The sequence below is a fragment of the Kribbella sp. NBC_01510 genome (assembly GCF_045040325.1).
Lineage (GTDB): Bacteria > Actinomycetota > Actinomycetes > Propionibacteriales > Kribbellaceae > Kribbella.
Genome location: NZ_CP109418.1, coordinates 2,642,977 through 2,656,168 on the forward strand (window position 1 = coordinate 2,642,977; position 13,192 = coordinate 2,656,168).

Annotated in this window: 14 protein-coding genes; 8 read left to right on the top strand and 6 right to left on the bottom strand. The window is 68.9% G+C overall.

Features of this window, described 5'->3' with window-relative positions; genetic code table 11:
* Positions 1-28 precede the first annotated feature (28 nt).
* The 3 genes from OG558_RS13180 to OG558_RS13190 are packed head-to-tail and all read left to right on the top strand — an operon-like array spanning position 29 to position 2,136.
* On the top strand, positions 29-427 hold the full coding sequence (locus OG558_RS13180; RefSeq protein WP_405070495.1) for a cyclic nucleotide-binding domain-containing protein: 399 nt from the start codon (positions 29-31) through the stop codon (positions 425-427).
* Between the two features lie 40 nt (positions 428-467).
* Positions 468-1,415, top strand: coding sequence for an adenylate/guanylate cyclase domain-containing protein (locus tag OG558_RS13185; protein WP_405070496.1), 948 nt, complete (start codon positions 468-470; stop codon positions 1,413-1,415).
* 4 nt (positions 1,416-1,419) lie between these two features.
* Positions 1,420-2,136: a GNAT family N-acetyltransferase gene (locus OG558_RS13190; protein WP_405070497.1), complete on the top strand. Its 717-nt coding sequence runs from the start codon at positions 1,420-1,422 to the stop codon at positions 2,134-2,136.
* Here OG558_RS13190 and OG558_RS13195 read toward each other — a convergent pair whose 3' ends face one another.
* The gene (locus tag OG558_RS13195) at positions 2,137-2,586 is read right to left on the bottom strand and encodes a MarR family winged helix-turn-helix transcriptional regulator (protein ID WP_405070498.1); all 450 of its coding nucleotides are present in this window, start codon (positions 2,584-2,586) and stop codon (positions 2,137-2,139) included.
* Between the two features lie 53 nt (positions 2,587-2,639).
* On the opposite strand from OG558_RS13195, the gene OG558_RS13200 reads away from it, so the two are divergent.
* Positions 2,640-3,689 (top strand): GNAT family N-acetyltransferase, encoded by a 1,050-nt coding sequence (locus tag OG558_RS13200; protein ID WP_405070499.1) that lies wholly within the window; start codon positions 2,640-2,642, stop codon positions 3,687-3,689.
* Here the strand turns inward: OG558_RS13200 and OG558_RS13205 are convergent.
* Together OG558_RS13205 and OG558_RS13210 are read right to left on the bottom strand one after the other, a co-directional pair.
* A complete protein-coding gene (locus tag OG558_RS13205) occupies positions 3,686-4,903 on the bottom strand; it encodes a DUF1700 domain-containing protein (RefSeq protein WP_405070500.1) in 1,218 nt (405 codons plus the stop codon). The two genes, OG558_RS13200 and OG558_RS13205, sit on opposite strands and share 4 nt — an antisense overlap.
* Positions 4,900-5,229, bottom strand: a complete 330-nt coding sequence (locus OG558_RS13210) for a PadR family transcriptional regulator (protein WP_329483504.1) — start codon at positions 5,227-5,229, stop codon at positions 4,900-4,902. Before OG558_RS13210 ends, OG558_RS13205 begins: the two co-directional genes overlap by 4 nt.
* Before the next feature lie 207 nt (positions 5,230-5,436).
* Between OG558_RS13210 and OG558_RS13215 the strand changes: the two genes are divergently transcribed.
* Positions 5,437-6,366, top strand: a complete 930-nt coding sequence (locus OG558_RS13215) for a helix-turn-helix domain-containing protein (RefSeq protein WP_405070501.1) — start codon at positions 5,437-5,439, stop codon at positions 6,364-6,366.
* Positions 6,367-6,432: 66 nt separating this feature from the next.
* Here OG558_RS13215 and OG558_RS13220 read toward each other — a convergent pair whose 3' ends face one another.
* Positions 6,433-7,293 (bottom strand): hypothetical protein, encoded by an 861-nt coding sequence (locus OG558_RS13220; RefSeq protein WP_405070502.1) that lies wholly within the window; start codon positions 7,291-7,293, stop codon positions 6,433-6,435.
* Between the two features lie 169 nt (positions 7,294-7,462).
* On the bottom strand, positions 7,463-9,400 hold the full coding sequence (locus OG558_RS13225; protein ID WP_405070503.1) for a Xaa-Pro dipeptidyl-peptidase: 1,938 nt from the start codon (positions 9,398-9,400) through the stop codon (positions 7,463-7,465).
* Positions 9,401-9,547: 147 nt separating this feature from the next.
* On the opposite strand from OG558_RS13225, the gene OG558_RS13230 reads away from it, so the two are divergent.
* The 3 genes from OG558_RS13230 (at position 9,548) to OG558_RS13240 (ending at position 12,535) form a co-directional block, all read left to right on the top strand.
* A complete protein-coding gene (locus tag OG558_RS13230) occupies positions 9,548-10,561 on the top strand; it encodes a LacI family DNA-binding transcriptional regulator (RefSeq protein WP_329483508.1) in 1,014 nt (337 codons plus the stop codon).
* A 14-nt stretch (positions 10,562-10,575) separates the two neighbouring features.
* Entirely contained in the window at positions 10,576-11,490 is a 915-nt protein-coding gene (locus OG558_RS13235) for a 1,4-dihydroxy-2-naphthoyl-CoA synthase (protein ID WP_328525214.1), read from the top strand.
* Positions 11,491-11,569: 79 nt separating this feature from the next.
* Entirely contained in the window at positions 11,570-12,535 is a 966-nt protein-coding gene (locus tag OG558_RS13240; RefSeq protein ID WP_405070504.1) for a hypothetical protein, read from the top strand.
* Positions 12,536-12,538: 3 nt separating this feature from the next.
* On the opposite strand, the gene upp is transcribed toward OG558_RS13240, so the two are convergent.
* Positions 12,539-13,180: a uracil phosphoribosyltransferase gene (gene upp, locus OG558_RS13245; RefSeq protein ID WP_329483510.1), complete on the bottom strand. Its 642-nt coding sequence runs from the start codon at positions 13,178-13,180 to the stop codon at positions 12,539-12,541.
* Between the last annotated feature and the right edge of the window lie 12 nt (positions 13,181-13,192).

Sequence of the window (13,192 nt, forward strand, 5' to 3'; positions counted from 1 at the left end):
GGTGGCCCGGCGGGCTCGGAGGATCGACGTGGCACTGGGTAGGACATCCCCGCGCGACCTGCCGCTGTTCGCGGATCTGTCCGGACGCGACATCAGGGACATCTTCCGGGCCGGCGAAGAGGTCTCGGTGCCGGCCGGCTGGTCGCTGATCCTGGAGCAGACCCCGCCGGACGCGGCGTACCTGATCCTGAGTGGTACAGCGGCGGTGCGGGAGAAGGGCCAGGAGATCGCCGAGCTCGGGCCCGGCGACATCGCCGGCGAGGTCGCGGTCCGGAAGAACACGTTGCGCACGGCAACCGTCACGGCGAAGTCCCGGCTGCAGCTGCTGCACTTCACCCGGGAGAAGTTCGACGACCTGACCCGCCGCCTGCCGGCCTTCCGCGAGGCGATCGACGCGACCATCGCCGAGCGCCGCGGTGGTTCCTGACGCCGACCCCGCTGCCGGAGCTCAGGTAGATCTGGCGGGCATGCAGCGGGAGTTCGAGCGGACGCTGCTGGGTGGGGAGCGGAAGTTCACCCGGATCGAGGTGTCGGAGCGGGCCGGGATCTCGAGCGCGCGCGCCGAGCGGATGTGGCACGCGCTCGGGTTCGCGACCGTGCCGGACGACGAGGTCGCGTTCACCGACGACGACGTCGAGGCGCTGCGGCTGGTGGCGGCGCTGGAGGACGACGATTTCATCGATCCGGAGATGGAGTCCTCGCTGGCGCGGAAGCTCGGCCAGACGCAGTCCAGGCTGGCGTCCTGGCAGTCGGCGATGTTCGTGGAGTTCCTGGGCGGGTCGAAGCTGGCGGCGGACGAGGCGCTCGAGGTGGCGGGGATGCTGCTGCCGGCGATGGAGCGGCTGCAGACCTACGTGTGGCGCCGGCACCTGGCCGCGGCCGCCGGGCGGGCGATGGCCGGGTCGGACGAGGTGGCGCGCGGGGTGCGGGCGGTCGGGTTCGCCGACATCGTCAGCTTCACCCGGCTGACGCGAAGGCTGACGGAGGCCGAGCTCGGGCAGCTGATCGAGCGGTTCGAGGGGATGGCCGCCGACGTGGTCGCGCTGAACGGCGGCCGGGTGATCAAGTCGATCGGCGACGAGGTGCTGTTCGTCGCCGACACCGCGGCCCAGGGTGCGGCGGTGGCGCTCGCGCTGCAGGACGCGGTGACCGCGGCCGAGGATCTCCCGGAGCTGCGGATCGGGCTGTCCTACGGCACGATCCTGATCCGGCTCGGCGACGTGTACGGCGAAGTCGTCAACCTCGCCGCCCGCCTCACGTCGGAGTGCAAACCCGGCCGTGTCCTGGCCGACCGTGAGCTCGCCGCCGCCCTTGACGGTCACCCCGACTTCCGCCTGCGCCGCCTCCGCCGGGTCTCGGTCCGTGGCTATCACCACCTCACGCCGTACGCCCTCCAACGGCCTGGGGGACAATGATCGGGTGCGCGAGATCCAGACCACTGCTGACCTGATCCGGGCGAGTGGAGGCGATCCGCTGATCGTCTGGGCCGCCCAAGGCTTCGGCCCCGGCGTCCGGGCCTGGTACGACGGTGACGCGGTCGCCGTGGCGTCACCGGACCTCTCGAAGCGCGACCGGCTCGCGGTGTCCGGGTCCGCGGAACCGGCCGCTCGGTTGGCGGCCGGCGTCTTGGCCGAGGTCGGACCGAGCTTCCGCCCGTTCGGCTCGGAGGAGCTGCTGCGGGAGCTGGCGGATCGCGTGCCGGGGATGCAGTTCGCGGCCGCGTTCGGCTGGATGGAGACGGTGCAGACTCCGGACGTGACCACGACCGCGGCTTGGCTCGACGGTGACGCCGGGGTCGAGGAGTTGCTGGCCGAGGCGTCTCCTTCGTCGTACGCGTGGCCCGGGCGTGGCGGCGTACGGCGCTGGGCTGCGGTGAGCGGTGATGGCGGGGAACTGTTGAGCATCGCGGCGGACGCGTGGAGCGCACCGGAGGTCGGATTTCTGGCCGGCGTCGCCACCCGGCCTGTTGCCCGGGGCAAGGGATTGTCCCGGCAGGTGTGCGGGTTCGTCACGGCCGAACTGATCAAGCGGCACGGCCGGGCCGCTCTGATGGTCGACGGTGACAACGCTGCTGCTATCGGGCTCTATCGCAAGCTGGGCTACACCTACCACCGCGTCGCCGCCGCCTTCGTCTGATCAGTCGGGGAGGTCGGCGATCCTGGTCGAGACTCGCTCCAGGACGGCGAGCTCCTCGGGGCTGAGGTGGTCGATGAAACGCTGCCGGACGGAGTCGAGGTGCCCGGGCGCGGCTTCCGCGAGTACATCGAAGCCGTGGTCGGTCAGGTGATAGATCGAGCCGCGCGCGTCGGCGGGATCGGGTTCGCGCTCGATCAGGCCGCGGGCCTCCATCCGGGCCGCGTGGTGTGACAACCGGCTGCGCGACCACTGCATCTTCTCCGCGAAGTCCCTCAGCCCCCAGCGCCGGCCGGGCTTCTCGGACAGGGTGCTGAGCACCTCGTAGTCCGCGGTGGACAGGCCGAGCTGGTTCAGGTCACGGGCGAGCCGGGACGGGACCACGGTCAGCAACCGCCGTACCGCACGCCAGGCCCGCTCCTCGTCGGAGTCCAGCCAGCGCGTCTCGGTCACGGGTCCGATCGTACTTCTTTGACGTGTCAAAGAACAGGTGTACGCTCGTTGACATGTCAAAGACAATTCTGCTGGTCATTGCCAGCACTCGCCCCGGGCGGCTGGGGCCGGCGGTTGCGCAGTGGTTCGCCGGTGCCACGGCGGAGGTGGCGGCCGAGCTCGGGGTGCGCCTCGAGGTGGCGGATCTGGCCGAGGTCGGCCTGCCGTTCCTCGACGAGCCGGAGCATCCGTCGAGCGGGAACTACCTGCACGAGCACACCCGGTCCTGGAGCCGGCGGGTGGCGGCGGCGGACGCCCTCGTCTTCGTGACGAGCGAGTACAACTACGCGATGCCGGCCACGCTCAAGAACGCGTTCGACTATCTGTACGCCGAGTGGGCGTGGAAGCCGTGCCTGTTCATCGGGTACGGGAACACCTCGGCCGGGACCCGCGGTGTCCAGATGGCTCGGGGCGTGGCGGCGTCCTTGCGGATGCTGCCGATCGGGAGCGACATCTTTCTCCGGATCGCCGATGATCTGCAGGATGGCGTTGTGATCAACTCGGAGCGATTGGCCGTGCGGGCCCGCGATGCATTGCGCCAGCTCAGTCGGGTGGCCGGCGTCCTGCGGCCGTTGTACCGGGAGGACACGGGGACAAGTGCGCTCGAGTCGGCCGCGATCGTGCCCGCTGTGCTCGGGGATGCGGCCGAACTGTTGGTGCTGCAGCGGTGCTGCTGGGTCGACGAGGCGATCGCCAACTCACGGCTCGATCTGCCGGCCCTGGTGGAGTCGGAGGCCGAGGTCGTGGCCGGTCTGCGCACCTGGTCCACCTGGTGCGTGCGATCCGCCGGGCGTCTCGTCGGCTCGGTGCGGGCGCGGCGTGAGGGGGACAGCTGGGAGATCGGCCGGCTGATGGTTGCCCCGGACCAGCGTCACACCGGTTTGGGCCGGCGCTTGCTGGCCTTCGCCGAGGCCCAGGCGCCGTACGGAGTCACGGCCGCTGGGCTGTTCACCGGCGAACACAGCGACCGCAACATTCAGCTGTACCAAAAGGCCGGTTACACGCTCTCCACCGAACCCGCACCGGCCGGAGCCGTCCGCCTCACCAAGCTGCTCGCGGCCTAGCGGCTGGGCTGCACCGTCAGCGTCACGCCCGGGCGCGGGGGCGACGGCTTCGGGGTCGGTCCGGAGCTGGGCTTCGGTGTCGGGCTCGGCTCTGTGCGGGTGGCCGGCGCCGGGGGCGGGACGAACGGGGCCTTGCTGGTGTCCTTGCAGTTCTCCGGGTCCGAGTTGCCGTTCTCGTCCGGGCTGACCACGGCCTGCGGGAAGAGGTTGCTGGTCGTGTCCCGGTCGCCGGAGCCGTAGTTCGTCGCGCAGTCCTGCAGCGGCAGGCTGATCGGGTTGCCGTCCTGGTCGTACAGCCGGACGTCGACCTGCTTGCCCTGGGCATCGAACGGGTAGATGTTCGAGACCTGCTTCCCGTCCAGCGTCAGGCCGTTCGACGGCGGGTTGTACGCCGACGAGCCGCCGCGGTAGTCGTTGTAGTTGGAGAACACGCCGAACGACGTACCGGCGTACGCGGCGGCGAGGAAGGCCGGGACCGCGATCGCCGCGACGACGTTGAGCGGTACGACGTACCAGAGCCAGCGCCGGTCCTGCTGCGTCTTGCGGCCGATCCAGATCGACACCGCGGCGCCGGCGATCGAGCCGACCACGGTGACCGAGTTCGCGCCGAACAACGCGAAGAAGCCGCCGGCGCCGATCACACCGCGGGCGACCCACCAGACCGGCTGGCCGATGCTGACCAGCTCGCGGCGGGCATGCGGCGGGATCTGCTCGATCCACGCGTGGATGGCGGCGGTGCCGCGGGCACCGTGCGGGGTGTCGAGGACGATCCGCGGGTCGTTGCCGTGCAGCGCCCGTACGCCGAGGAAGGCCCCGCCGAACAGCACCGCGAGTCCGAGCAGACCGAAGAACGCGGTCGCGTCCTGCTGCCACGCGAAGATGCCGACGGCAATGAAGAACGGTCCGGCGGTGGCCGCGATCAGGCCCCAGCGCAGCGCCTTCCAGCCGGCGTCGAGATGGGCGTCGCCGACCGGCTGGGTCCGCGGTGGATACCCGGCCGCGGTGCGCAGTTCGTCGGCGTACTGCTGTGGTGTGCCCAGACGCTCCTGCAAGGCCGCGATGGTCGACTCGCCCTCGAACTCGGCGGCCACCTCGGTGAGGTGACCACTGACGTCGTCGAGCACATCCTCCAGTTCGCCCGGTGGCAGGTCGCTGAGTTCGGCCCGCACCTGGGCCAGGTAGATCGCGACCGCTCCGGTCAGAGTGCTGTTCACGCGGCCTCCTTCTCCAGCAGCAACACCGACATGGTGTCGGCGAAGTGGTTCCAGGTCTTGGTGGACTGTTGGAGCAGTTCGCGGCCGGTCTTGTTCAGCCCGTAGTACTTCCGGTGCGGCCCTTCCTCACTCGGCTGCACGTACGACGTCAACGCGCCGGCCGCGAACAACCGCCGCAACGTCCCGTACACCGACGCGTCCGCGACATCCTCCAGCCCCGCGGCCCGCAGCCGCCGCAGCACGTCGTACCCGTACCCGTCGGCGTCCCGCAACACGGCAAGCACCGCCAGATCCAGCACGCCTTTGAGTAACTGGCTCGTGTCCATCCCAACCTCCCTAACGCACCGGAAGGCCGGACCCCTCAGACCGCCCTCCCGGTGCTCTACTGACCACACTACTACACACTGCGGAGTACTCCGGTAGGCAGCACCCGGCGCGACCGCACGGGGTGCGCGAGTGATCGCCTCGGGCGTGATTGACAGGTCCGCAATTTCGATCAAATGCGGCGGGGGTGGGTCGGGCACAGTGGGGGCATGGCGGATGTGTTCGAGGAGTTCGTGGCGGTGGTGGCTGAGGGGATGGCCGGGCCGGGAACTGCGGTGGTGAACGGGGCCGGGCTGGCCGGACGGGTGCATTTGTCGCGATTCCATTTCGATCGGGTGATCGGGGCGGTGGCGGGGGAGTCGCCGTTCGCGTTCCGGCGGCGGGTGTTGCTGGAGCGGGCGGCGTACCGGTTGCTGGTTGAGCAGGTCGCCGTACTGGATGTGGCGGTGGAGGCGGGGTACGGGTCGCACGAGGCGTTCACTCGGGCGTTCGCCAGGGCTTATGGGATGTCGCCGCGGGAGTGGCGGCGGGAGGCGTCGCGGGTGTTCTTCCTGACGGCGCCGAGTGGGGTTCATTTTCAGCCGCCGGCGGGTTTGAGGCTGCCGGCGCGGAGAGAGGTGAGAGGGATGGACGTACTGGTCAGGATGGTCGAGCATCACGTCTGGTTGACCGGCGAGATGATCGAGCGCGGCGCCCGGCTGGACGCGGCGGCGCTGGACCGGCCGATCGAGCTGTCGGTGGAAGGGATCGACGACGACATCTCGATCCGGTATCTGCTGGATCGGCTGGTCTGGCAGGAGGAGATGTGGCTGGCGTCGGTGGAGGACCGGCCGTTCCAGGTGCCGGAGTGCGGGCGGCAGGTGGTCACGCCGATCTCCGAACTGCGTGAGCGGCACGCGATCGCGGGTTCCCGCTTCGTTGCCCTGGTCAACCAGTTGAACGAGGAGGGCCGTTTCGACGAGAGCTTCGTCGACACGACCTGCGAACCACCACGAGTCTTCACGTACGGCGGCATGGTCGCGCACGTACTCACCTTCGCCGCCCACCGCCGCTCCCTCCTGATCGGCGCCTTCTACACCGCCGGCATCACCGACCTGGGCTTCGGCGACCCCATGCACTACGTAGCCGAAGGCAAGTAACTCGCCGAGTCGTGGTTCGCGCTCGGATCCGGGCCGGATGAGAGCCGCCATTCACGACTCGATGGGCTAAGCGGCCAGGTGGTGGCGGCGGGTGTGGAGGTCTTGGGAGATGCGGGCGATGACGGTGGTGGGGGACTCGAGGAGGTCGTGGGCTGTGATGACGCGGACGAGCCAGCCTTCGCGCTCGAGGTTCTCGCGCCGGCGGATGTCTCGCCGCCATTGGCGGAGATCGAGTACGTGGTGTCGCCCGTCGTACTCGATCGCGACCTTGAGGTCCGGGTAGCACAGGTCCGGTTTCGCCAGCCAGCCTCCGTCGGCGTCGTAGATCACTCGGCCGACCGCGGGCTCGGGGAGACCGGCTAGGACGAGCAGGAGCCGTAGCCGCGATTCCATGGGCGAGTCGACCCCGCGCCGAACGAGTGCGGCCGCTTCCCGGGCGAGCCGGACACCACGTACGCCGATCGCCGCCGACGCCATCTCTCTCAGGTGCTCGGGGTCTGCCCCAGCGCGCCGTACCAGCGAATCGCCGGCCGTGACGAGTTCGGTCAGGTCGCAGTACGGGGCGACGTCGAGGAACGTGCGGTCGGGGGGCGTCAGCGGCAGTCCGACCCGCAGCACGCACTCGAGGTTGTGTACTTCGTGAACGCGCAGACCATGGATGCGCGGCAGGGTTCGATGGGGATCACGGCGGACACTCACATGTACGTCGTCACCGGCCGGTGCGTCCGCGACCCACAAGTTCAAGGCGGTGTGGTGGCTCACCACGGCACCAGGCATCAAAAGCAATGCGGCCTCGGCGCGCAACCGGGGCGTCACCGCGACACTGGCAGCCACGTACACAGACCCCAGCACTCGGCGGTATCCCACACCACGCAACACCCCGCGCGACATCCCCGCCGCCTGTGCCTGCGCCGCCGTGAACAACATCCCACCATTCTCCCAGCCCTACGACCACCCCATCCCCTTTATCCACAGGGACTTCGAGTCGTGGCATCCGGCGGGAGGTACGAAACCCGAGTCGTGACTCAGGGCTGCGCAACGGCGATGGAATCAACCCAAATCCACGACTCGGCGAACGGGGCGGGGTCGGACCAGGTTAGTTGGTGGGGTCGTGGAGGTCGGGGCGTTGGGTGGGGGTGGTGATGTCGACGTCGATGGGGGTGAGTTTGGTGGGGGCGGCGATCGTGCCGGAGGTGACGGGGAGGTTGAGTTTGCTGCCGGCGAGGTCGATGTCGATGGTGGCGCCGGTGTCGTTGGGGCTGGTCCACTCGGTGTCGGAGAGGGTGATCGCGAGGCCTAGGATGCGGCCCTTCGGGATCACCTCGTCCTGGGCGCGGAGGGGAACGGTGACGGTGGTCCACTGGCCGGGGGTGAGCGGAGTCGGCTTGCTCAGGGACTTGCTGTGGGCGGCGTCGATCCAGCCGCGGCTGATGATGCCGTGGTCGCTCTGTGCGGTCAGCTTCTCGACGGTGTAGTAGCAGCTGTCGTCATAGTCCGTACTCGCGCCTTCGCAGGAGCTCACGTCGGTACGCCGGACCCCGGTGTACCGCTGGGCGTCGCCGTACTCGATCAGGCGGGCGGTGACCGGCGTCGTGGTCGAGTCGGACTTGAGCTTGAGCGTGACCGACGACGTACCGCTGATGCGGATCGGCACCGGCAGTGGCGCGGACAGGAACATCTGCCTGCCGGCGATCACCGTGGTCGGGTCGGCGACGATGTCGTCCTCGGTCAGGTCCGGGTCGTCCGTGATCGTCACCGATCCCTTGCCCTGGGCACCTAGTTTGCCCGCGGACAGCGGCACGGAGATGGGACGGTTCACGGCCGGCCAGGTCTGGTAGCTGCGCCAGACATCGGGCGCGGTCTCGATCGTTGCCATCGGCTCCTTCATGACGCCGTTCTGCAATCCCTGCAGCCAGTAGTCGAACCACTTGTGCAGCTCGTCCACCCAGGCGTCACGACGGAACTCGAAAGGATCGACGTGGTCTTCAAGACCCAGCCACAGCTTCCGGGGCACGTTGTTCTTCGACAGTGCGGTCCACCACTGGGAGAAGTGGTTCGTCTGGACGTTGTAGTCACTGAGCCCGTGCGTCATGAAGACGGACGCCTTCACGTTGCCGGCGTCCTTCAGGTAGTCACGCTCGGACCAGAAGGCGGTGTAGTCGCCGGTCTCGTCGTCGTCGTTGTCACCGAGCTCGCCCCGAACCGCTTCACAGGCAGGGCTGTCGTGACCGACGTAGCCGCCCAGCCAGGGCATGTAGTCGTCGGAGTACGGTACGCCGCCGGAGCGGGTGTAGTCGTACCACGAGGAGATCGCCGAGATCGGTACGATCGTCTTCAGGCCTTTGACGCCGGTCGCCGCGACCCCGTTCGCCAGGGTGCCGTCGTAGGACTTGCCGATCATCCCGACGGAGCCGGTGGTCCAGGTCGCCTTGACCTGGCGGCCGTCCGCGGTGTGCGCGGTGTTGCGGCCGTTCAGCCAGTCGATCACGTCGACCACGGAGTCGATCTCGTCCTTGCCGCCGACGTCGCCGCAGCCGGTCGAGCGGCCGGTGCCGACGATGTCGACGCCGATCACCGCGTAGCCCCGCGGGACGAAGTAGTTGTCGTAGTACAACGGCATCTTCTGGATGACGCCGTTCTCGTCGTACGTCTTCTTCTCGCTCTCGTTGCCGCGACCACAGCACGAGTAGTACGGCGAAGCGTCCATGATCACCGGGATCTTCACCCCGGCCAGCGCGGTCTCGACCGGCCGGACGATGTCGACGGCGATCACGTCGTCCTTGCCGTCGGAGTCGGTGTCCATCGTGGTGTCGACGTACACGGACTCGCGGATCGCGGCGTCGTAGTCGTAGACCGGCTGAGTGCTCTTCGTGGCCGTGTCGATGTGCTCCGGCACGCTCGAAGTGGCGGCCGGTCCGGCGCCGGCACCGGGGTCGTCCGGGATCGGGGCAGCCATGGCCGGACCGGTCACGGTCGCCAGGCTGAGCACGGTGGACGAGACCAGGATCGTCACCCTGGCGCGGACGGTCGTCATGGCTCGGAAGGCTAGTCACTCCCGCGCCGCAAAGCCAGGTTCTGCCGAGATTGGTAAGCACTTCCCGGCGACACAGCGTAACGAGACACTGATTCCGATAAGGTGACCGCCACCACCCCTGGGGGGAGAGCAGGAAAGGGTAGGCCAGTGAATCTGCGAGCACCGGTGACATTGCTGGACGTGGCACAGCGCGCGGGCGTGTCGGTGGCGACTGCCTCCCGCGTGCTCAACGGCGGGGATCGAGTGCCCCGCCCCGAGTTGCAGGAACGGGTCAAGGCGGCCGCGGACGAGCTCGGCTACACGCCGAACGCGCAGGCGCAGGCGCTGGCGAAGTCGTCGACGAACCTGGTCGGCATCCTGGTCCACGACATCGAGGACCCGTACTTCGCCGCGATCGCGAACGGCGTGATGCGCGCCGCGGACGAGCGCCATCTGCTGGTGATGATGGCCAGCACGTTCCGGGACTCGGAGCGCGAGATCGCTTATCTGTCGTCGTTGCGGGCGCAGCGGGCGCGGGCCGCGGTGATGATCGGCAGCCGGCGGACCGACGCCGAGAGCCTGGCCCGGACCGCGACCGAGGTCGAGACGTTCCTCAGCTCCGGTGCCGGTTTGGCGCTGGTCAGCCAGTCCGGCATGCCGGCCCACACGATCGAGCCGGACAACCGTTCCGGCGCGGCGGCGTTGGCGCGCGAGCTGATCGGGCTCGGCTGGCGGAAGTTCGCCGTACTGGGTGGGCCGGACACTCTCGCCACGGCGCGGGACCGCCGGGACGGATTCGTTGCGGGACTGGCCGAGGCCGGCTTGCAGCCGGTGGCGGTCGAGGCCGGCGAGTTCACCCGCGACGGTGGGTACGCCGCTGCCGGGGTGCTGCTGGATCGGCAGGCCGACGTTGACTGTCTGTTCGCGGTGAACGACGTGATGGCGGTCGGTGCGATGTCCGCTTTGCGTGCGCGCGGGGTCGACGTACCTGGCCGGCTGGGAGTGGCCGGATTCGACGACATCGCCACGCTGCGGGACGTCTGGCCGGGACTCACGACGGTCCGGCTGCCGCTGGAGCAGATGGGCCGGCGGGCGCTGGAGCTGGCGATCGAGGGCGGCGACGCGACCACCGAGACGTTCAAGGCCGAGGTCGTGCTGCGGGAAAGCACCGCACGCGGCTGAAATATGCTCGCGGCGTGACCGATGCCGCGCATGTCTCCGAGATCTTCGACCCGTCGGCCTGGAAGCAGGTGGACGGTTTCGACCTGACCGACATCACCTATCACCGGGCGGTCGACGCCGGGGTGGTGCGGATCGCGTTCAACCGGCCTGAGGTACGTAACGCGTTCCGGCCGCACACCGTCGACGAGTTGTACCGGGTGATGGACCACGCGCGGATGTCGACCGACGTCGGTTGCGTGCTGCTCACCGGCAACGGCCCGTCGCCGAAGGACGGCGGGTGGGCGTTCTGCTCGGGTGGCGACCAGCGGATCCGCGGCAAGGACGGTTACAAGTACGCCGAGGGCACCACGGCCGAGAGCATCGATCCGGCGAAGGCCGGGCGGCTGCACATCCTCGAGGTGCAGCGGTTGATCCGCTTCATGTCGAAGGTCGTCATCTGCGTCGTACCGGGCTGGGCCGCGGGCGGCGGGCACAGCCTGCACGTGGTCGCGGACCTGACGCTGGCGTCCGCGGAGCATGCGCGGTTCAAGCAGACGGACGCGGATGTCGCGTCGTTCGACGGTGGCTTCGGGTCGGCGTACCTGGCCCGGCAGGTCGGGCAGAAGTTCGCGCGGGAGATCTTCTTCCTCGGTGACGAGTACTCCGCCGAGGACGCGTACCGGATGGGCATGGTGAACAAGGTCGTGCCGCACGCCGAGCTCGAGACGGTCGCGCTCGAGTGGGGCAAGAAGATCTGCGCGAAGTCGCCGACCGCGCAACGGATGCTGAAGTACGCGTTCAACCTGATCGACGACGGACTGGTCGGGCAGCAGCTGTTCGCCGGCGAGGCGACCCGCCTCGCCTACGGCACCGACGAGGCCGCCGAGGGTCGCGACTCGTTCCTGGAGAAGCGCCCGGCGGACTGGTCGCCGTACCCCTATGCGTTCTAACACTGATCTCTGAGTAGTTCGCAGAAAAATTCGTGCGGACTGCTGACAGTTCGCGGTAAAACGCTTACGGTCGGGCGATATGGACAACCTCTCCCGCCGTGGATTGCTCACTGGTGCCGGTGCGATGCTCGTCGCAGGCGCGGTCGGCCTACCGGCCTCCGCCCGTACGCTCGACCTGCTGCCCACTCGACGCTTCGCCTTGGACGGACCGGGCGGTGAGCTGTTCCGCAGCAAACCGCTGGCCGATGTCACCGTCATGCAGTCGATCGCGTTCGACACCTGGAACCAGCGGCTCTTCACCGGTCAGCTGCGCTCGAAGACCGGCGCCAACAGCGGCGACCTGACCCTGACCCAACTGACGATGAGCGGTGACGTCGTCGGCCAGATGTACCTGAGTGGGTTCGGCCACGCCGTCTCGATCGGGGCCGAGACCGTCGGGCGTACGACGTACCTGTGGACCGAAACCGACGTGGACACGGCCAACGGGCGTGGCCGGCAGATCGCCCGCTTCCGTTGGCAGGACGGCGCGACGCTGACCAAGGACTCCCCAGGCCTGCGGAAGTGGAAGCCGGTCGCGGACGGCGCCGTGTTCACACCCTCGGTGGACCAGCGGCACGGCCGGATCGGGATCCGCCACACGCTGGCGGACGGCTTTCACATCAACGTGTACTCGCTGGCGGCCGCGCGGGCGGGCAACTTCTCGAATCCTGTTGCCTCGTTCAAGCAACCGCCGATGACCGCCGACATCGACTTCCAGGGCTGGGCACTGTACGGCTCGTACGTCTACCTCTGGGAAGGCGAGGCGTACGCCGGCGAACCCGGTCCGGAGAAGGCGACGTCGAAGCTCTGGTGCTACGACATCAACTGCGGCGAGGTCGTCGAGTCGGTGAAGATCCTGGACGGTGCCGACCTGGTCTACCGCGAGGCCGAAGGCGTCGGTGTGTACGTCGACCACCTCGGAGCCCCGCGGCTCTGCTTCGGGTTCGCCTCCGGCGTCACTGGTGACCGCCGGGCCAACCTCTTCTACCGGACCAAGCTCGTCTGACTGCTACTGGGCGACGCCGTACAGCCGGTCCCCGGCGTCGCCCAGGCCGGGCACGATGTAGCCCTTCTCGTTCAGATGCGAGTCCATCCCCGCGATGACGAGGTTGCACGGGATGTGGAGATCGGCCAGCTCCTGCTCGATCCGCTGCACGCCTTCGGGCGCCGCGAGCAGGCAGATCGCGGTGATGTGGTCGGCGCCCCGGTCGACCAGGAACTGGATCGCCGCGGCCAGCGTGCCGCCGGTGGCCAGCATCGGGTCGAGCACGTAGCACTGCCGACCGGACAGGTCCTCCGGCAGCCGTTCGGCGTACGTCGAGGCCGTCAGGGTCTCCTCGTTCCGGATCATGCCGAGGAAGCCGACCTCCGCGGTCGGCAGCAGCCGGGACATGCCCTCGAGCATGCCGAGGCCGGCCCGCAGGATCGGCACCACCAGCGGCTTCGGCGCGGTCAGCTTGACGCCCTGGGCCTCCGCGACCGGCGTCTGGACGGTGACCGGACCGGTGCGGACGTCCCGGGTCGCCTCGTAGGCGAGCAGCGTGACGAGTTCCTCGGTCAGTCGCCGGAAGGTGGGTGAGTCCGTGTGCTCATCCCGCAGCGCGGTGAGCTTGTGGGCGACGAGCGGGTGGTCCACGACGAGGATCTGCATAAGCCGGAACGG